Here is a 17,635-nt window from a genome sequence, read left to right as displayed (position 1 = left end):
GTCCGGGGGCCGGTTCAGGCGATCGCCTCGGCCGCGCCGCGCAGGGCCTCCACCGCCGCCCGGATCGACGGGCGGCGGTCGGCGTCGGCCCGCCAGACGACGTACACGTGCCGGCGCACCCGCTGCTTCAGCGGCACCATGACAATGCCGTCCGGCACCGGGTGGCGGCCCAGCAGCGGGGCGATGCAGACCCCCAACCCGGCCGCGACCAGGTTGAGCTGGGTGTGGGTCTCGGCCGCGCGGTGTCCGACGATGGGTTCGATGCCGCGCGAGCGGAGCGTGAACATCAGCCACTCGTGGCAGAACTCGCCCTCGCCCCAGGTGATCCACTCGTCCTCGGCGAACTCCCCCAGGTCCACCTCCTCGCGGTCGGCGAGCCGGTGCCCGGCCGGCAGCGCCACCTCGGCGGGGTCGTCCAGGAGGGGCGCCTTGACCAGCCCGTCGGGCACCGGCATCGGCTTGTTGTACCAGTCCAGGACGACGGCGAGGTCGAGGTCGCCGCGGACGACCCCGGAGATGCCGTGCTCCGGTTCCAGTTCGCTGGAGCGGACGCGCAGCGCCGGGTGCCGGGTGCGCAGGGCGGAGAGTGCGGTCGGGAACAGGCCGCGGGCGGCCGTCGGGAACGCGGACAGCCTGAGCTCGCCGACGACCTGGCCCCGGTGTGCCTCCAGGTCGGACTGGGCCAGCTCGACCTGGGAGAGGATCCGGGCCGCGTGCTCGGCGAGCAGCCGGCCGGCGTCGGTGAGCCGGATGCCCCGGCCGTTCTTCGCGAGGAGCTGCTGGTCCACCTCGCGTTCCAGCTTGCCCATCTGCTGCGACACCGCCGACGTCGTGACGTGCAGGGCCTCGGCGGCGCCGCTGACCGAGCCGTGCCGGGCGAGGGCGTCGAGGGTGCGCAGGCGCTCCAGGTTCAACATGTAAGCGATTCTAAGAGGTACCCGGGGGGAAGTCTCGATTGCGCTACGAGGTCGGCTCCTGCATGGTGGAGGGCATGAGCACCGTCACCACCACCGCGACCAGCGAGCCGGCCCTGGCCGCCGGCCCCGCCCGCCCCCGCCTCGACTGGCGCCTGCGCTTCGGCGCCCTGTCGCTGATCTGGGGCTTCAGCTTCCTCTTCATCAAGGTGGGGACGGAGGGCTACGCGCCCTTCCAGGTCACCCTGGGACGCCTGGTGTTCGGTACGGCGGTCCTCGCGGCGGCGATGGCCGTGAAGCGGCAGCGGCTGCCGCGCGGGGCCCGTACCTGGGGGCACCTGGCGGTCGCCGCGTTCCTGCTCAACGCGCTGCCCTTCTCCCTCTTCGCCTACTCCGAACTGACGATCCCGTCCACACTCGCGGGGATCTGCAACGCGACCTCGCCGCTGTGGGGGATGGTGCTGTCGCTGGTGGCCCTGTCGGAGGACCGCCCGACGAGGGTACGGTTCGCCGGACTCGGACTGGGGTTCATCGGGGTGCTGACGGTACTGGGAGCCTGGGAGGGTTTCCACGGCCTGGACGTCACAGGGACCGCGATGGCGCTCCTGGCCTCGCTGAGCTATCCGATCGGGTGGATCTACGTCCGGCGGACGCTGGCCGGCACGGGTGACTCGCATCTGGCGATGACCGGGGCGCAGCTGCTGCTGGCGACGGTTCAACTGGCCGTGGTGACACCGTTGTTCACGTCCTTCCCGGCGCACTTCGCGCTGGTCCCGCTGCTGGCGATCGCCGCCCTGGGTGCGCTGGGGACGGGGCTGGCGGTGCTCGTCCAGTACGGCCTGGTGGCGGAGGTGGGGCCGACCACCGCCCAGATGGTCACGTACTTCATCCCGGTCATCGCCGCCGCGGCGGGGGTCGCAGTGCTGGGCGAGTCGCTGCGCTGGAGCACGCCGGTCGGAGCGGTGATCGTCCTCGCGGGAGCGGCCCTCACCCAGGTCGGGCCGCGCCCCAGGAGGGTGCAAGCTACAGCTGACTGAGCGGACCTGGTGAAGTCGGGTGCGGAACCACGCCCCGTCAGGGGCGCGGGGAACCGCGCGACCAGCCCCCACCGGCCCGCGGTGAACGAACGGGTATCACCAGCGGAGCGCTCAGGCCTGGACGCGTCCTTTCACCGGCGTCACCGCCCTCGCCACCGCCGCCGCCAGCGGACCGGCCTCCTCGGGTGTCAGCGTCGAGACGGTGATGCGGATGCCCGGCGGGGTCGCCAGGCGGTAGCGCGCGCCCGGGGCCACCGCCCAGCCCTCGTGCAGCAGCCGGGACACCGCGCCCGTCTCGTCCGGGACCGGGACCCAGACGTTCATGCCGCTGCGGCCGTGGGCCTCGACGCCGTGGTCCGCCAGCGCGTCGATGAGGAGTTCACGGCGGGCCCGGTACGCCGCCGCCACCTCGGGGCCGTCCACCGCGCCGTCGGCCCACATCCGCACCACCGTGCGCTGCAGCAGCCGGCTCACCCAGCCGGGGCCCAGGCGCTGGCGCCCCCGCACCCGGTCGACCGTGACCTCGTCGCCGGTCAGGGTGGCCAGGCGCAGGTCGGGGCCGTAGGCCTTGGCCACCGAACGGACGAAGGCCCAGTGGTGGGTGACGCCCGCCAGGGGATGCAGCGGGAGGTCGACGATGCCGTGGCCGTGGTCGTCCTCGATCAGCAGGGTGTGCGGGTGGGCGCGCAGGACGGCCCGCAGGGCACGCGCGCGGGCGGCGGTCACCGCGGCACCGGTCGGGTTGTGCGCCCGGGCCGTGACGATCAGGGCGCGCGCCCCGGACTCCAGGGCCCGGCGCAGGGCGTCGGCCCGCGGCCCCTCGTCGTCGACGGCCACCGGGACGGTGCGCAGACCCAGCGCGGGGATCAGGTCGAGGGTGCGGCCCCAGCCGGGGTCCTCGACGGCCACCGGGTCGCCGGGCTTGAGGTGCGCCAGCAGGACACGTTCTGCGGCGTCCAGGGAGCCCGAGGTGACGGTGAGCGGTCCCTCGGGCACGCCGTCGGCGGCCAGTTCGGCGCGCGCCATCCGCTCCAGCTCCGGCTCGACGGGGTCCGCGCCGTAGAGGACCGGGTCGCGGTCGCCCTCGGCCGCCACCGCCGCCAGGGCCGCCGCGAGGCCGGGCAGCAGTGCGGGGTCCGGGTTGCCGGAGGACAGGTCGCGCACCCCGGCCGGGACGTCGACGCGGATCCCCTCCCGCCCGGTCGTGGCGGGCTTCGGCCGGACACGGCTGCCGCGGCGGCCGGCGGTCTCGATGACCCCGCGCTCGCGCAGGGTGCGGTACGCGGCCGCGACCGTATTGGGATTCACCCCGAGCCTGCTCGCCAACTCCCGCATCGGGGGCAGCAGTTGCCCCGGCTCCAGCTTCCCGGAACCCACCGCGCGCTCGACGCTGGCCGCAATCTCGGCTGCGCCGCGCCCTTCGATCGGATATTCTCCTAGCACAAACAACATTATGCACTAGTGCAATGGAGAAAAGCAATGGAGACAGCCGTACAGGGGACCGTCCCGGCCCAGTCCGCCGCCTACCCGAAGACCGACCGCACCGTTCCCACCCGCTCCGCCGACCGGGCGTCGTACGACAGGGAAGTGGTGCACGCGATCCTCGACGAGGGCTACCTCTGCCACCTCGGCTTCGTGCGCGACGGCGCGCCGGTGGTGCTGCCGACGCTGTACGGACGGGTCGGCGAGGTCCTGTACCTGCACGGCTCGACGGGCTCGCGGCCGCTGCGGATGACCGGCCAGGCCGACCCCGGACTCGCGGTGTGCGTGACGGTCACCCACGTCGACGGCCTGGTGCTGGCCCGCTCGGCCTTCCACCACTCGGTCAACTACCGTTCCGTGGTGGTGCACGGCATCGCCCACCAGGTCACCGACCCCGAGGAGAAGTGCCGCGCGCTGGACGCCCTGGTCGACCACGTGGTGCCGGGCCGGGCCGCCGACTCCCGGCCCGCCGACAAGAAGGAACTGGCCGCGACCGCGGTGATCCGCCTCGACCTGAACGAGGTCTCCGCCAAGACCCGCACGGGCGGCGCCAACGACGAGCCGGAGGACATGGACCTCCCCTACTGGGCGGGCGTGCTGCCGCTGCGGAAGGGGTACGACGCCCCGGTCGCGAACGGGGACCTGGCGGCGGACGTCGCGGTGCCGCAGTACTTGAAGACCCGCTGATGTGCGGCGCCCCCCTCGGGGGCGCTGGGCCGTATCCGATGTGCGGCTCCGCCGCACGGGCACGACCGGCCACCACCGACCGGCGGCCGACGGCGCTCAGACCGCCGGCTCCCGGACCACACCCTCACCACGCGCCAAGGGTTCGGCGGAGCCCTTGGCGGGCGCGGAGGACTGTGCGATGAACGCCCCGGCCAGTACGACAACCCCGCCCACCACCTGCGGCACACCCAGCCGCTCCCCCAGCAGCACCCACGCCAGCACGGTGGCCACCACCGCCTCCAGACAGGCCACCACGCCTGCCACCTGCGGAGACAACCGCCGTACCGACACCACACCCGTGACGTACGCGACGACCGTCGCGACCAGCACGATCCACCCCAGCAGGGCCACCGCCGGCACGGCCGCCCCGTTCATCCGCGCCGAGCCGGCCAGCACCGACCAGTCCATCTCCCACGGCCGGGCCACCAAGGTGAGCAGGCCCGCCCCGACCAGCAGCCCGTAGGCGATCACCCCCAGCGGGTCCGCCCCCTCGCCGCCGTGGTCCCCGTCGCCCCCGCCGTGGTCGGCGAGCACGAAGTACCCCACCTGGCAGCACGCCGCCCCCAGCGCCAGCACCAGCCCCAGGGCGTCGAACCGCAGCCCCGACCAGACCTCCACCACAGACGCGAGGCCGCCCGCCGCGAGGACCACACCGAGCGCGGCGGCGCGGGTGACCGGCCGGCGCTGCACGAACCGGACCCAGCCGAGCACCAGCGCGGGAGCGAGGTACTCCACGAGCAGCGCCACGCCCACCGGTATCCGGGAGATGGCGGCGAAGTAGCAGGCCTGGACGCCGGCCACGGCGAGCAGGCCGAACCCGGCGAGCAGCGCCGGTCGGCGGCGCGGCAGGTCACGGTGGCGGACGGCGAGCGGGAGCATCACCAGCGCGGCGCCGGCGACCCGCAGCCACACCACGTCCAGCGGCGCGAGCCCGGCCTCGATCAGGGGCTTGGCCGCGACGCCGGAGCCGCCGAAGGCGAGCGCCGACCCGAGGGCGAGCGAGAGCCCGAGGCTCTTTCCGTGGCTGCTGTCAGTGGTGTGCACCGGGACATGATGCCAGCAGGCGACATGAGCGTCACCCCCTATGACACCTGTCTCAACGGCTGGACGTGCGGCGTTCCGCCCCCGGGTTCCGCCCCGGCGTCCCGGTGTCCCGGATCGCCCCGTCCCCGTCTATCCGCACGGCCAGCGCCCGGGCGGCCACCCCGGCCCGCTCCAGCACCTCCACGGCCCGGGACTCCGGGTCGAGGACCAGGCCCGCGAGCAGGTCGATGCCGTCGGCGTGGACCTCGCCACGGCGCCGGGCGCGGCTGCGGGCGTACTCCAGGGCGGCGGCGGCCACCGGCGACCAGGCGCCGTCGCCCCTGCCCTCGGCCCTTCCCGCTGCCTGCGGGAGGACCGGCAGCGCGCCGGAGTCCTCGACCCCGCCCTGCCAGCGCAGGCCGTAGCCGATGCTGCGCTGCACGAGGTAGCCGAGCAGCCGGGCGAGCTGCGGGGCATCGCCGATGGCGGCCCGCACCTCGGGGTCGTACTCGATCAGCGAGTGCAGCAGATGGGCGGTGTCGACCTGACGGTCCCCGTCCCGTACGGCCCGGCGGCGGGCACCGGCGACCACCGCCGCCAGCTCGGCTCCGAGCCCGGCGTCGTCGTCCGCGTGGATACCGCCCTGGTCCTGGGCGGGCTGGCGGGGAATACGGGGTTGCACATCCCCTACCTCATCAATCCCAGGGACCCGAGTCATCGGCGGGGGGAAGCATTTTCGCGTCCCACGCAGAGTGGACGCGGATGGCCGGAATCTCCTCCTTACGGATGAGATCAGACCGATTCCGGCCACAGCGGCGCGCGCCGTCTTGCCGTGCGCCCCACGCGCAACCGTCGCGCACCCGTCGTACGTCCCCCACTGACGTGGAGAGCGCGTGCTGTTGCTGGCTGGTCGCCCTGCCGGCGGTCGACGGCAGGCAGTACGTGTACCGGGTGTACGCACCACCGGACGCGCTGCCCGCGGACCTGTTCTGGGACGCCTGGCACTGCCACGACGAGAGCGCGCTCCCGCGCGCGTGGGACCTGTTCGACGCGGCGCTGATACGGCGGGTCGGCTGACCGGCCGGGGCGGCCCTCACCGCCCTGGATCCACACATTTCCTGACGGTTCATCAGTATTGAATGTTCGAGGCCCTGCGGCTACGTTCCGCGACACCGTAGCCCGACACGAAGGGGTGGCCCGATGGCCGAAGTCAGCGCGGAGGCACGCATCCAGGCACCGGCCGAGAAGGTGTGGGCACAGCTCACCGACTGGTCGGCGTACGGCGAGTGGAACGCGACCCACACCAACTTTCCCAAGGGCGGCCCCGAGACCCTGGCCGTGGGCGGCACCTTCCAGGAGAACATGAAGCTGATGGGCTTCCCCGCGGAGGTCGAGTGGACCATCGAGGAGCTGGAGCCGGCGCGGGTGCTGGCGATCCGCGGCAAGGGGCCGATGGCGGTGACCGTCGCCACCCGCTACACACTCACCCCGGACGGGGACGCGACGGGCGTGCGGATCGACGGCGAGTTCACGGGCGCGGCCGTGTCGCTGATGGCGGGCAAGCTCAAGGACTCGGCGACGGCGGCCCTGAACGAGTCGCTGCGCAAGCTGGGCGGACTGGTGGCCTGAGCCGCCCGGCCCGCCGGACGCACCGGGGCGCCCCGCGGATCGTTCCGCGGGGCGCCCGGTCTCACCTCGTGCCCGAGGGTCAGTCCTCGTCGGCGAGGATGAGGTACAGCTTCTTGCGGGTCTCGTTGATGACGGCCAGCGCCTTCTCGCGCTGTTCCTTGCTGCCGGTCTTCCAGACCTGCCCGAAGGCCTCCATCAGACCGAAGCCGGCCTGCCGGATCTCGCTCAGGGCCTCGAAGTCGACGCCGCGGGAAGCCTCTTCCCAGGGGGCGTCCGGCCCCTCGTCGGCGGCGGTGCGGCCGCCGTCGGTGAGGGAGAACAGCTTCTTGCCGCCCTCGCTCTCGCTGGCGATCAGGCCCTCGTCCTCCAGCAGCTGAAGGGTGGGGTAGACCGAGCCGGGGCTGGGCTTCCACGCGCCGCCGCTGCGCTCGGCGATCTCCTGGATCATCTCGTAACCGTGCATCGGGCGGTCCTTCAGCAGGGCCAGGATCGAGGCCCGTACGTCACCGCGCCGCGCCCTTCCCCTGGGACCACCGCGCCCTCGCGGCCCCCAGGGCCCCGGTCCGAAACCGGGTCCGCCGGGACCGAAGCCGGGGCCACCCGGGCCGAAGGGCCCGAACGCCGCACGCCTGCCGTCACGTCCACCGAAGCCGCCCCGCCCGTGCGGGCGAGAGCCGCTCTGACCATGTCCACGCTCGAATCCGTGGGTACGCATGGCAATCACTCCATTCATCGTTGATCGGTCGCGTATCATTCGCGATGCCTCGACGATATATCGGAAGCGTTCGGATGGCAAGCCCCTTCGGCCGCCATCGCGGCCGAGTTCACGCGGCCGTACAGGGACGTTGCATGACCATGCGTTCTCATGCATAATCTTCCTATGTCCAAGGTCCTCACCTCCCTTCCCGCCGGCGAGCGCGTCGGCATCGCCTTCTCCGGCGGGCTCGACACCTCGGTGGCGGTCGCGTGGATGCGCGACAAGGGCGCCGTCCCGTGCACCTACACCGCCGACATCGGCCAGTACGACGAGCCCGACATCGCCTCGGTGCCCGGCCGTGCGCACACCTACGGTGCCGAGATCGCGCGCCTGGTCGACTGCCGGGCCGCGCTGGTCGAGGAGGGCCTGGCCGCGCTCACCTGCGGTGCGTTCCACATCCGCTCGGGCGGGAGGGCGTACTTCAACACCACCCCGCTCGGCCGGGCCGTCACCGGCACGCTGCTGGTGCGGGCCATGCTGGAGGACGACGTCCAGATCTGGGGCGACGGGTCGACCTTCAAGGGCAACGACATCGAGCGGTTCTACCGGTACGGGCTGCTCGCCAACCCGCACCTGCGCATCTACAAGCCGTGGCTGGACGCGGACTTCGTGACCGAGCTCGGCGGCCGCAAGGAGATGTCCGAGTGGCTGGTGGCCCACGGGCTGCCGTACCGGGACAGCACGGAGAAGGCGTACTCCACCGACGCCAACATCTGGGGTGCCACGCACGAGGCGAAGACCCTGGAGCACCTGGACAACGGCATCGAGACCGTCGAGCCGATCATGGGTGTGCGGTTCTGGGACCCCGAGGTCGAGATCCTCCCCGAGGACGTGACGATCGGCTTCGACCAGGGCCGCCCGGTCACGATCAACGGCAAGAACTTCGAGACCGCCGTCGAGCTGGTCATGGAGGCCAACGCGATCGGCGGCAGGCACGGACTCGGCATGTCCGACCAGATCGAGAACCGGATCATCGAGGCCAAGAGCCGGGGCATCTACGAGGCACCGGGCATGGCGCTGCTGCACGCGGCGTACGAGCGCCTCGTCAACGCGATCCACAACGAGGACACGGTCGCGCAGTACCACAACGAGGGCCGGCGGCTCGGCCGGCTGATGTACGAGGGCCGGTGGCTGGACCCCCAGGCGCTGATGATCCGCGAGTCGCTGCAGCGGTGGGTCGGCACGGCCGTCACCGGCGAGGTGACGCTGCGGCTGCGGCGCGGCGAGGACTACTCGATCCTCGACACGACGGGGCCGGCGTTCAGCTACCACCCGGACAAGCTGTCGATGGAGCGCACCGAGGACGCGGCGTTCGGTCCGGTGGACCGGATCGGCCAGCTCACCATGCGGAACCTCGACATCGCCGACTCCCGCGCGAAGCTGGAGCAGTACGCGGGGCTGGGCCTGATCGGGTCCGCCAACCCGGCGATCGGTGCGGCGCAGGCGGCGGCGACCGGTCTGATCGGCAGCATGCCGGAGGGGGGCGCCGAGGCGATCGCGTCCCGCGGGGAGGCCGCGGCGGACGCCGACGAGCTGCTGGACCGGGCGGCGATGGAACTCGGCACGGACTGAGCGTTCCGCTCAGGGGGGCCGACTCGGTGACGGGTCGGCCCCCCTTTTTTTCGTTGCCGGGGCGCGAAGGGGCATCGGAGCCGTGGGAGCTGACGGTCGGTCGGCCGGTGCGGCTGCGTCGTGGTTGCTCGCGCAGTTCCCCGCGCCCCGGACGGGGGGCGGGCCCACGTACCACGAGCGGGCAGGCGTGCCGCAGGGCGGGACGGGTGGGCGCAGCGGCACAAGCTCCGGTAAGCGACACCCCGGTCCCCCGTTCGGCCGCATCTCGCGGAAATCGGGCCAGGGTTCCGGGATTGGCCTTGGGCGGGGGCGGAGTGGACGGCCTAGCGTCTGGTTCATGCGGATTCGAATCGTTGATGCCTTCGCCGAGCGGCCCTTCGCCGGGAATCCGGCCGGAGTCGTGCTGCTGGACGGCTTTCCCGAGGACGGGTGGATGCAGAACGTCGCCATGGAGGTGAACCACGCCGAGACCGCGTTCGCGCACCCGCTGCCCCAGGGCGGCGACGCCGACTGGGCGTTGCGGTGGTTCACGCCGGTCACGGAGGTCGCGATGTGCGGGCATGCCACCCTCGCCACGGCTCACGTGCTGCACACCACGGGGGCGCACCCGGGACCCGTGCGGTTCGCCACCCGGAGCGGGGTGCTGATCGCCTCGACCGGTCCGGACGGGGCCATCACCCTGGACTTCCCGACCGCACCGCTCACCCGGGTCGACGCGCCCGACGGCGTCGCCGAGGCGCTCGGGGCGGAGCCCGTCGCCGTGTTCGACACCGGGGCGAACATCGGCGACCTGCTCGTCGAAGTCGCCGACGAGAAGACGGTCCTCGGCCTCTCCCCGGACCACAGGAAGCTCGGCGCCCACTCCGCGCGCGGGATCATCGCCACCGCCCGCGCCGAGGACCCGGCCGAGGGGTACGACTACGTCTCCCGCTGCTTCTTCCCGAACGTCGGCATCGACGAGGACCCGGTGACGGGGAGCGCGCACACCGCCCTCGCGCCGCACTGGTCCGGGCGGCTGGGCCGGCCCGATCTCACAGGGCTCCAGGCCTCCCGTCGTACCGGGTTCGTCCGCACCGCGCTGCGCGGCGACCGCGTCCTGCTGACCGGGCGCGCGGTCACCGTCATCGACGGCGAACTGCTCACGCCGTAGGCAGCCAGCCCACCTTGCCGGCGAGCAGCGCGTAGCCGACGAACGCGCCGATGTCGAGCAGGGAGTGCGCAACCACCAGGGGACCGACCCGGCCCCACCGCCGGTACAGGTAGACGAAGACGACGCCCATCACCATGTTGCCGACGAAGCCGCCGATCCCCTGGTAGAGGTGGTACGAGCCGCGCAGCACGGAGCTGGCCACCAGCGCCGTGCCGGCGGTCCAGCCCAGCTGGTCAAGACGGCGCAGCAGGTAACCAACGACGATGACCTCTTCGAGGATCGCGTTCTGCATCGCGGAGAGGATCAGCACGGGGTACTTCCACCACACGTCCGGCAGCGCCTCGGGGACCACCGTGAGGTTGAAGCCGAGGCCGCGGGCGGCCAGGTAGAAGGCGATTCCCGCGCTGCCGATCACCGAGGCGATCGCCGCGCCGCGCCCGAGGTCGGGCCAGGGGCGGGTGCGGTCGAAGCCGAGGCTGCGCAGGCTCGCGCCCTCACGCAGCAGGAGGTGGGCGACGAGGAGGACGGGGACGAGCGCCGTCGCGATGCCGAAGAGCTGCCAGGCCAGGTCCAGCCAGGGGCGGCCGGGCGCGGCCGACGCGTTGAGGGTCGCGGCCTGGTCCTTGAGGCCGCCCGGTTTGGTGACCGAGCCGACGAAGCTGATCAGGGCGGACACTCCGCTCGCACCGAGCGACAGCCCCAGCACGAGCAGCGTCTCGTCCCTGAACACGCGCTGCGAGGGCCGCTCCACCGGGTAAGCACCGGCCACCTGATCCGCCTCCACCTGCACCCCTGCCTCCAGTCGAGCAATCCCGCCCCATGCCCATGGGACACCACAGCTTGCCCGATCAACCCGGAACAGACACGACCGACCCCCGTGGAAGACGAAGCCCCACTGCAGCGCCCCGTAGGGGGCGCGGGGAACTGCGCGACCAGCCACAACGAACCGGCACCCGGCACCCCACCGCACCCCCCCCCACGGCGCGACCCCGTCGGCCCTCACCCCATCGGCACCGGCTCCAATAACCCCACCGGCCACGTATGCACCGGCTCCCCCTCATTCATCAGCTCCGCATAACGCCGCGTCATCGCCGCCAGCGCCGCATCCCTCGGCAGCCCCCGCTCCAGGGCCCGGTGGAACGTGGCCGCCTGCCAGGACGCCCCGTTGACCCGCCTGCGGCACCGCTCCTCGATCACGCCGAGGTAGAAGTCCCGGTCGGCGGGCTCCACCCCCCACGCGTCCAGCCCGGCCTCCGCCAGCGGCAGCAGCTCGTCGCGAACCAGGGTGACCGCGTCGACCTCCGCCGTACCGCCGCCGTAGCGCGCCCGCCTCGGCCAGACCAGACGTGCGTCGATCCCGTACCGGCACGCCGTGTCGAAGTTCGCCTCGGCCGCGGCGAACGGCAGCCGCGTCCACACCGGGCGGGACTCCTCCGCGAGGGCGCGGACCAGGCCGTAGTAGAAGGCCGCGTTGGCGACGACGTCGGTGACGGTGGGGCCGGCCGGCAGCACGCGGTTCTCGACGCGCAGGTGGGGGACGCCGTCGGCGATGCCGTAGACCGGCCGGTTCCAGCGGTACACCGTGCCGTTGTGCAGGACGAGTTCCGCGAGCTTCGGCACCCCGCCCGCGTCGAGGACGGACAGGGGGTCCTCCTCGTCGCAGATCGGGAGGAGGGCGGGGAAGAAGCGCAGGTTCTCCTCGAACAGCTCGTACGCCGAGCTGATCCAGCGTTCGCCGAACCAGGTGCGCGGCCGCACGCCCTGTGCCTGGAGCTCCGGCGGCCGGGTGTCGGTGGCCTGCATGAACAGCGGGGGGCGGGACTCCCGCCACAGTTCGCGGCCGAAGAGGAACGGGGAGTTGGCGCCCACGGCGATCTGCGCGGCGACCGCCGCCTGCGCCGCGTTCCACACGTCGGCGAAGCGGGCCGGGGTGACCTGGAGGTGCAGTTGCACGGAGGTGCAGGCGGCCTCCGGGACGATCGACTTCGAGGTGCAGACGAGGTGCTCGACGCCCTCGATGTCGAGCAGGAAGTCCTCGCCGCGGGCGGCCACGATCTGGTCGTTGAGCAGGGTGTACCGGTCCACCTCGGAGAGGTTCGCGGAGACCAGGTCGTCCCGCTCCAGGGTGGGCAGGATGCCGGTCATCACGATCCCGGCGTCCACCTCGCCCGCCTTCCGGTCGGCGTATGCGAGCGAGGTCCGGAGTTCCTCCGCGAGCCGGTCGAAAACCCGGCCGGCGAGCCGGTGTGGAGCTATGTTCACTTCCAGATTGAACATGGCGAGTTCTGTTTGGAAATCACGGCTCGCGATACGTTCCAGAACCTGACCGTTCAACATTCTCGGCAAGCCGTCGGCGCCGGCCAGATTCAATTCGATCTCGACGCCCATGAGGTTCTTGGGGCGGTCGAACCGCTTCTCCACCAGCAGCCGCTCCAGCCCCGCGAGACAGTCGTGGAGCTTTTCGCGGTAGCGCCGGCGATCGGACAGGTCGAACCGGCCCGCCGCGACCTTCTCCCCCATCGAAGCGTCCCTCCTCGAATGGGCGGGCCGGGCTTCCGGCCGCCGGTGTCCCGAGTCCAGGTGGGATGATGCCCAGCGGAGGCGATCGATAACGTCGCGCGGGACACCGGCACCCGCTACTCTGTTGGAATGTGTCCCGCGGCACATTCACGAGGCATGGAGCAGCATGCAACTTCGGGTTCCCCGTTCCCCTCGTGAAAAACGCCGACTACATCCGGCCTACCGCGACAGCCTCGTAATCCGAGGTCAGCGGGGTTTCGACGGGCAGGAAACCGGGAGGATTCCGCACGAATCAACGGCCGAATTGCACCTTGTTCGGTTGTATGAAACATCCCGGTGAAACACCACCTGAACAGGCGTCGTATAAACTCCGCGAACAAGGCAGAAGGCTGGCGCCCTCGGTCCTGGTTCCTGCCGCCTGAGTGACGTGCGGCGGGCAACGCCCGCACCTCTCTTCACCGAACCGGGCCCCCGCCTCTCTGACCCCCGTGAGCTGACAGCGCCGTCCGCCCCTGCCCTCGCGCCGTCGCGCCTGTCGAATGAGAGGCGACCCACCATGCCGCTGCAAGTCCCTCCTGCCCCCGCGCCCGCACTGCGATCCGTCCTCACCGCCCTCGGTTCCCCCACCGCGGTCCGCGAGGCCCGGACCCCCTCCCTGCGCACCGCCCAGGGACCCGCGACCCCCGAACTCCCGCTTCCCGTGCACGTACTGGACCGGATCACCCCGGAGGGCGTGTCCGCCACCCGGCTGGCCGGCTGGCGCTTCCTGATCCGCTGCGGCGACCGGGCGGTGGCCGCGGCCGACACGATGCTCACCCCGGACGGCTGGGCCTTCTCGCACTTCTTCGAGGGCCCCTACATCACCTCCACCGAGCGGGCCCTGCACCAGGCCGAGGCCCTGCAACAGACCTACCAGCCGCGCCTGTTGTCCCTGCCCGGCCTCTACATGCTGACCCTGTGGCTGCACGGCGACTGCACGGCGGACGGCGCCGAGGGCCACCCGGCCGCCACCGACCTGCTCGTGCCGCTGGCACCCGCACCGCCCGGCATCGCGGCCCACCGGCCGCACCTGGTCGCCGAACTGCTCCCGGTGCTGACCCACCGGATCACCCCGGCCCCCCTGCTCATCACGCCCGCCTGACAGGCACCGTCGCGCACACCCCGCCGCCACCGGTCGAGCGGCGGGGTACGCGCGCGTTGCCGGGTACGGGCGTACTTTTGTAGGGCACGACCCGGGACACCGATGTCACGCCCCGGACACCGATGTCACGGCCCGAGACAGTGATGCCATGACCGAGACACCGGATTCCGCTCGTACGAGCAATTCACCGCTCCTAAGAGCCGGAATAGCCCTCGTCTCGGTATGACGCGTCGTCCGGACTAGCCCCATCCGGCCATGTGAAACCATCCGAATCGGCAGCCCGGCCGGGATGAACCGTCCGCGCGGGTGACGCGTCTCCAATCTGTGAGAAGCGGTGCCGCGAAATCCCTGCGGAGCAACGCCCGAAAGGCAACACTGGATTCTGACCGACTCATCAGCACGGGGGACCGACATGATCACGACCGAGCGAGAGACCCTATCCATGTGCCAGCACCAGCCGCCGTGTCCGACCGCCGAATCCGCCGACCGGGAGTCCGCCCGCCTCACGGCGCACCACCCGGAGCAGGGCTGGAGCCTGCTGTGCAACGGCGTTCTGCTCTTCGAGGACACCGGTGAGCTCCTGCCCGACGGCCAGATCATCGCGCCGCACCGCCCGCTCGGCGCCGGCCGCGTGGTGACCGCCGCCTGAGAGACCACCGCACCACCGCATCACCCCGGGCGGTCCCGCCGCTCCGCCCGGTGACCAGCAGGGGCCGGACGCACACGCATGGTGCGCACCGGCCCCGACGTGCGTCCGGGGTCGGTCACCCCGAGTAGCCGAGAGCTGTGCGCAGCGCGAAGTAGGCCGGTTTGGGGGCGAGTTGCTCGTCCCAGGGCAGGGCCGCGCCCTCACCGGGGAAGAACGCCGGGATCCACGAGTACTTGTCCGTGTAGTCCCAGACCGTGATCCCGACGCACCTGCGCACGGCGAGACACGCCTTGGTCAGATCGGCGTACCAGGTCGCCTGCTCGGCCAGCTTCTCGTCGGTGGCCGGCAGCTGCATCCGTACGTCCACCTCGGTGAGCGCGGTGTCCAGGCCGAGGCGGGAGAAGCGGCGGAGGTTGTCCTCCAGGGTGGCCGGATAGCCGTACTGCAGGGCGAGGTGGGCCTGGAGGCCGATGCCGTCCAGCGGCACGCCCTCGGCCTTCAGCTGCTGGGCGAGCGCGTAGTAGGCGTCGCTCTTCGCGCCGAGGGCCTCGATGTTGTAGTCGTTGAGGTAGAGCTTCGCGTGCGGGTCGGCCTGGTGGGCCCAGCGCAGCGCGTCCGCGATGTAGCCGGGGCCGAGCGTCTTGTACCAGAGGGTCTCGCGGTAGCTGCCGTCCTCGTTGAACGCCTCGTTGACGACGTCCCAGGAATAGACCTTGCCCCGGTAGTGCCGTACCTCGGTCTGGATGTGCTTCTTCAGGACCGCCCGCAGTTCGGTGGCCGTCCACTCGCGTGCGGTGAGCCAGCCGGGCAGCTGGCTGTGCCAGACCAGGGTGTGGGCGCGGACCTGCTGGTGGTTCCTGCGGGCGAGGTTCACGATCTGGTCGCCGTTGGTCCAGTCGAAGACGCCCTGCTGGGGCTCGGTGGCGTACCACTTCATGCCGTTGCCGGGCGTGATCATGTCGAACTCGGTGCCGAGGAGCTTCGTGTAGGCGGTGTCGGTGAGTTCGGGGTTGTCGGTGGCGCTGCCGAAGTAGCGGCCGTGGCGCTGGGCCAGTTCGGCGAGGGTGGGCTGCCGGTCGTGGGCCTGGGCGGCCGGGCCGGTGGCCACACCGGCCGCCACGAGTACGGCCGCGAGGGCACCGGCGAGTCTGAGACGCGTACGGGACATCGTGCGACTCCTGTCCGTGAAGGGGCGTGGATGGGGTGTTCAGCCCTTGGTGGCGCCGGCGGTGAGGCCGCCGACCAGCTGGCGCTCGGCGACCGAGTAGAAGGCCAGGGCGGGAACCATGGCGAGGACCAGGTACGCGAAGACCCGGGCGGTGTCGGTGGCGTACTGGCCCTGGAACTGCTGCACGCCGACCGGGATCGTCCACCACTTCGGATCGGTGAAGACCAGCAGCGGCAGGAAGAAGTTGTTCCAGCTGGTGACGACCGCGAGCACGGAGACCGTGCCGAGCGCCGGCCGGGCCATCGGCAGCAGGACCCGCCAGAAGAAGCCGAACGGCCCGCAGCCGTCGAGCGTGGCCGCCTCCTCCAGCTCCCCGGGGATCTCCCGGAAGAAGCCGCGCAGGATGATGATGGTCATCGGCAGCCCGAACGCGGCCTGCGGGAGGATCACGCCCAGCGGGTTGTCCAGCAGGTTCATCGAGCGCAGCAGCAGGAAGAGCGGAAGGGCGGCCACCGCGAAGGGGAACATCAGCCCCATCGTGAACACGGTGAACAGCACTTCCCGCCCACGGAACGCGAACCGCGCGAAGGAGAAGGCGGCGAGTGCCGAGACCGCGACCACCAGGACGGTGGTGGCGACCGCGATCAGCGTGCTGTTGCCGACCAGCCGCCAGAACGCGCCGGAGCCGAGGATGCCGGTGTAGTTGGCGGTGACCCAGGACTCGGGCAGCCCGACCGGGTTGCGGGACAGCTCGCTGGTCGTCTTGAACCCGGAGAGCAGGGCGTACAGCAGGGGTACGACCATCAGCGCGCCGACCACGACGAGGACCAGGTGCAGCGGAAGGGTCCGTACGGTCTTGCGGTCGCCGCTCATGCGCCGTCCCCCCGCATGTTGGTGGTGGCGCCGGCCAGGTCGCGGCGGAGCACGAACCGCTGGTAGGCGAGGGCGAAGACGAGGCTGACGGCGAACATGGCGACGCTGATCGCGCTGGCGTAGCCGACCTGGTAGCGCTTGAAGCCGTACTGGAACATGGTCACGGCCATGGTCTCCGAGTGGTGGTCGGGGCCGCCCGCCGTGACCACCCACACCAGGTCGAAGAGCTGGATGGAGCCGATCACCGACAGGAAGACGCTGATGCGCAGGGTGGGGGCGAGCAGCGGTAGGGTGACGTGCCGGAAGCGCTGCCAGGGCGAAGCGCCGTCGACGGTCGCGGCCTCCGTCAACTCGGCCGGGATGGACTGGAGTCCGGCGAGGTAGAGCATCATGTGGAAGCCGAAGTACTTCCAGGTCATGACCAGGAAGAGGGTGGCCATGACGGTGGAGGGGTCGGCGAACCACTTCCCGCCGAGCGCGCCGAGGCCGAGGTCGCCGAGGATGTGGTCGGCGAGACCGTCGCCGGGCGCGAAGATCATGCCGAACAGCACACCGGTGATCGCCTCGGAGAGCACGTACGGCGCGAAGAACAGCATCCGGTAGACGGCCCGGCCGCGGATCCGCTGGTTGAGCAGGACCGCCATGGCGAGCGCGAACGGCAGTTGCAGCGCCAGCGACAGCACGACCAGGAGCAGGCAGCGCCACAGGTCGCCGAGGAAGACGTCGTCCTGGAAGAGCCGGGTGAAGTTGTCGGTGCCGGTGTAGTCGGAGGGCATGCCGAAGCCGCCCCAGCGGAAGAACGAGGCGTACAGCGCGAACAGGATCGGCAGCAGGACGAGGACGCCGAACAGGACCAGGGCGGGCAGCTGGAAGCCCATCGCGGTGAGCCAGTGCAGCAGCCGGCGCCTGGAGCGCGCCCGGCCCGCGGGCGGCAGCGGCTGCGGCGCGGCGTCCGGTCCCGACCGCGTGCCGGGCAGGTAGGTCGAGGTCATCG

At 71.7% G+C, this 17,635-nt stretch carries 18 protein-coding genes; 8 read left to right on the top strand and 10 right to left on the bottom strand.

Features of this window, described 5'->3' with window-relative positions:
- Positions 1–14: 14 nt before the first annotated feature.
- Entirely contained in the window at positions 15–917 is a 903-nt protein-coding gene (locus ACFWPQ_RS24560; protein ID WP_384038549.1) for a LysR family transcriptional regulator, read from the bottom strand.
- 74 nt (positions 918–991) lie between these two features.
- On the opposite strand from ACFWPQ_RS24560, the gene ACFWPQ_RS24555 reads away from it, so the two are divergent.
- On the top strand, positions 992–1,951 hold the full coding sequence (locus tag ACFWPQ_RS24555) for a DMT family transporter (RefSeq protein WP_384038547.1): 960 nt from the start codon (positions 992–994) through the stop codon (positions 1,949–1,951).
- 111 nt (positions 1,952–2,062) lie between these two features.
- Here ACFWPQ_RS24555 and ACFWPQ_RS24550 read toward each other — a convergent pair whose 3' ends face one another.
- Positions 2,063–3,394 (bottom strand): aminotransferase class I/II-fold pyridoxal phosphate-dependent enzyme, encoded by a 1,332-nt coding sequence (locus ACFWPQ_RS24550; protein ID WP_384038544.1) that lies wholly within the window; start codon positions 3,392–3,394, stop codon positions 2,063–2,065.
- A 36-nt stretch (positions 3,395–3,430) separates the two neighbouring features.
- Between ACFWPQ_RS24550 and ACFWPQ_RS24545 the strand changes: the two genes are divergently transcribed.
- Entirely contained in the window at positions 3,431–4,120 is a 690-nt protein-coding gene (locus ACFWPQ_RS24545) for a pyridoxamine 5'-phosphate oxidase family protein (RefSeq protein WP_384038541.1), read from the top strand.
- Positions 4,121–4,216: 96 nt separating this feature from the next.
- Here the strand turns inward: ACFWPQ_RS24545 and ACFWPQ_RS24540 are convergent, their stop codons facing one another.
- Both ACFWPQ_RS24540 and ACFWPQ_RS24535 read right to left on the bottom strand, forming a co-directional pair.
- On the bottom strand, positions 4,217–5,203 hold the full coding sequence (locus tag ACFWPQ_RS24540) for a DMT family transporter (RefSeq protein WP_384038538.1): 987 nt from the start codon (positions 5,201–5,203) through the stop codon (positions 4,217–4,219).
- A gap of 52 nt (positions 5,204–5,255) precedes the next feature.
- On the bottom strand, positions 5,256–5,864 hold the full coding sequence (locus ACFWPQ_RS24535) for a Clp protease N-terminal domain-containing protein (RefSeq protein WP_384038536.1): 609 nt from the start codon (positions 5,862–5,864) through the stop codon (positions 5,256–5,258).
- 200 nt (positions 5,865–6,064) lie between these two features.
- Here ACFWPQ_RS24535 and ACFWPQ_RS24530 point away from each other — a divergent pair, with 200 nt between their 5' ends.
- Positions 6,065–6,259, top strand: coding sequence for a hypothetical protein (locus ACFWPQ_RS24530; RefSeq protein WP_361299562.1), 195 nt, complete (start codon positions 6,065–6,067; stop codon positions 6,257–6,259).
- Positions 6,260–6,382: 123 nt separating this feature from the next.
- Positions 6,383–6,811 carry an SRPBCC family protein gene (locus tag ACFWPQ_RS24525; protein ID WP_089105600.1) on the top strand — a complete coding sequence of 143 codons (429 nt, stop codon included), beginning with the start codon at positions 6,383–6,385 and terminating at the stop codon, positions 6,809–6,811.
- 79 nt (positions 6,812–6,890) lie between these two features.
- Here ACFWPQ_RS24525 and ACFWPQ_RS24520 read toward each other — a convergent pair whose 3' ends face one another.
- Positions 6,891–7,526: a PadR family transcriptional regulator gene (locus tag ACFWPQ_RS24520; protein ID WP_384038532.1), complete on the bottom strand. Its 636-nt coding sequence runs from the start codon at positions 7,524–7,526 to the stop codon at positions 6,891–6,893.
- A gap of 165 nt (positions 7,527–7,691) precedes the next feature.
- Between ACFWPQ_RS24520 and argG the strand changes: the two genes are divergently transcribed.
- Positions 7,692–9,140 (top strand): argininosuccinate synthase, encoded by a 1,449-nt coding sequence (gene argG / locus ACFWPQ_RS24515; protein ID WP_384038529.1) that lies wholly within the window; start codon positions 7,692–7,694, stop codon positions 9,138–9,140.
- A 337-nt stretch (positions 9,141–9,477) separates the two neighbouring features.
- Positions 9,478–10,290, top strand: a complete 813-nt coding sequence (locus ACFWPQ_RS24510) for a PhzF family phenazine biosynthesis protein (RefSeq protein ID WP_384038526.1) — start codon at positions 9,478–9,480, stop codon at positions 10,288–10,290.
- Here the strand turns inward: ACFWPQ_RS24510 and ACFWPQ_RS24505 are convergent.
- Both ACFWPQ_RS24505 and ACFWPQ_RS24500 read right to left on the bottom strand, forming a co-directional pair.
- Complete coding sequence (locus ACFWPQ_RS24505) at positions 10,280–11,080, bottom strand: CPBP family intramembrane glutamic endopeptidase (RefSeq protein WP_384038523.1); 801 nt, start codon at positions 11,078–11,080, stop codon at positions 10,280–10,282. The genes ACFWPQ_RS24510 and ACFWPQ_RS24505 overlap by 11 nt on opposite strands.
- A gap of 209 nt (positions 11,081–11,289) precedes the next feature.
- A complete protein-coding gene (locus tag ACFWPQ_RS24500; protein WP_384038520.1) occupies positions 11,290–12,810 on the bottom strand; it encodes a glutamate--cysteine ligase in 1,521 nt (506 codons plus the stop codon).
- A gap of 556 nt (positions 12,811–13,366) precedes the next feature.
- On the opposite strand from ACFWPQ_RS24500, the gene ACFWPQ_RS24495 reads away from it, so the two are divergent.
- Positions 13,367–13,951, top strand: a complete 585-nt coding sequence (locus tag ACFWPQ_RS24495; RefSeq protein WP_361299580.1) for a hypothetical protein — start codon at positions 13,367–13,369, stop codon at positions 13,949–13,951.
- 442 nt (positions 13,952–14,393) lie between these two features.
- Complete coding sequence (locus ACFWPQ_RS24490) at positions 14,394–14,600, top strand: DUF5999 family protein (protein ID WP_089105610.1); 207 nt, start codon at positions 14,394–14,396, stop codon at positions 14,598–14,600.
- A gap of 115 nt (positions 14,601–14,715) precedes the next feature.
- Here ACFWPQ_RS24490 and ACFWPQ_RS24485 read toward each other — a convergent pair whose 3' ends face one another.
- From ACFWPQ_RS24485 to ACFWPQ_RS24475, 3 genes are read right to left on the bottom strand one after another with little or no spacing between them, the layout of a single operon-like run.
- Positions 14,716–15,768: an endo-1,4-beta-xylanase gene (locus ACFWPQ_RS24485; protein ID WP_384038516.1), complete on the bottom strand. Its 1,053-nt coding sequence runs from the start codon at positions 15,766–15,768 to the stop codon at positions 14,716–14,718.
- Between the two features lie 39 nt (positions 15,769–15,807).
- Positions 15,808–16,641, bottom strand: coding sequence for a carbohydrate ABC transporter permease (locus ACFWPQ_RS24480; protein ID WP_384038513.1), 834 nt, complete (start codon positions 16,639–16,641; stop codon positions 15,808–15,810).
- Entirely contained in the window at positions 16,638–17,633 is a 996-nt protein-coding gene (locus tag ACFWPQ_RS24475) for a carbohydrate ABC transporter permease (RefSeq protein WP_384038510.1), read from the bottom strand. Before ACFWPQ_RS24475 ends, ACFWPQ_RS24480 begins: the two co-directional genes overlap by 4 nt.
- Positions 17,634–17,635: the final 2 nt, after the last annotated feature.

This window comes from Streptomyces sp. NPDC058464 (genome assembly GCF_042721035.1).
Taxonomy (GTDB): Bacteria; Actinomycetota; Actinomycetes; order Streptomycetales; family Streptomycetaceae; genus Streptomyces.
The sequence above is the reverse complement of the archived record's forward strand: the minus strand, read 5'-3'. Positions and strand labels throughout refer to the sequence as shown.

What these genes read in the sequence shown, in the direction of transcription:
- ACFWPQ_RS24480 (WP_384038513.1), bottom strand. Translation starts at nt 16,641, where the DNA reads ATGAGCGGCGACCGCAAGACCGTACGGACCCTTCCGCTGCACCTGGTC.
- ACFWPQ_RS24475 (WP_384038510.1), bottom strand. Translation starts at nt 17,633, where the DNA reads ATGACCTCGACCTACCTGCCCGGCACGCGGTCGGGACCGGACGCCGCG.
- ACFWPQ_RS24485 (WP_384038516.1), bottom strand. Translation starts at nt 15,768, where the DNA reads ATGTCCCGTACGCGTCTCAGACTCGCCGGTGCCCTCGCGGCCGTACTC.
- ACFWPQ_RS24520 (WP_384038532.1), bottom strand. Translation starts at nt 7,526, where the DNA reads ATGCGTACCCACGGATTCGAGCGTGGACATGGTCAGAGCGGCTCTCGC.
- ACFWPQ_RS24555 (WP_384038547.1), top strand. Translation starts at nt 992, where the DNA reads ATGAGCACCGTCACCACCACCGCGACCAGCGAGCCGGCCCTGGCCGCC.
- ACFWPQ_RS24495 (WP_361299580.1), top strand. Translation starts at nt 13,367, where the DNA reads ATGCCGCTGCAAGTCCCTCCTGCCCCCGCGCCCGCACTGCGATCCGTC.
- ACFWPQ_RS24510 (WP_384038526.1), top strand. Translation starts at nt 9,478, where the DNA reads ATGCGGATTCGAATCGTTGATGCCTTCGCCGAGCGGCCCTTCGCCGGG.
- ACFWPQ_RS24560 (WP_384038549.1), bottom strand. Translation starts at nt 917, where the DNA reads ATGTTGAACCTGGAGCGCCTGCGCACCCTCGACGCCCTCGCCCGGCAC.
- ACFWPQ_RS24500 (WP_384038520.1), bottom strand. Translation starts at nt 12,810, where the DNA reads ATGGGGGAGAAGGTCGCGGCGGGCCGGTTCGACCTGTCCGATCGCCGG.
- ACFWPQ_RS24525 (WP_089105600.1), top strand. Translation starts at nt 6,383, where the DNA reads ATGGCCGAAGTCAGCGCGGAGGCACGCATCCAGGCACCGGCCGAGAAG.
- argG (WP_384038529.1), top strand. Translation starts at nt 7,692, where the DNA reads ATGTCCAAGGTCCTCACCTCCCTTCCCGCCGGCGAGCGCGTCGGCATC.
- ACFWPQ_RS24545 (WP_384038541.1), top strand. Translation starts at nt 3,431, where the DNA reads ATGGAGACAGCCGTACAGGGGACCGTCCCGGCCCAGTCCGCCGCCTAC.
- ACFWPQ_RS24490 (WP_089105610.1), top strand. Translation starts at nt 14,394, where the DNA reads ATGTGCCAGCACCAGCCGCCGTGTCCGACCGCCGAATCCGCCGACCGG.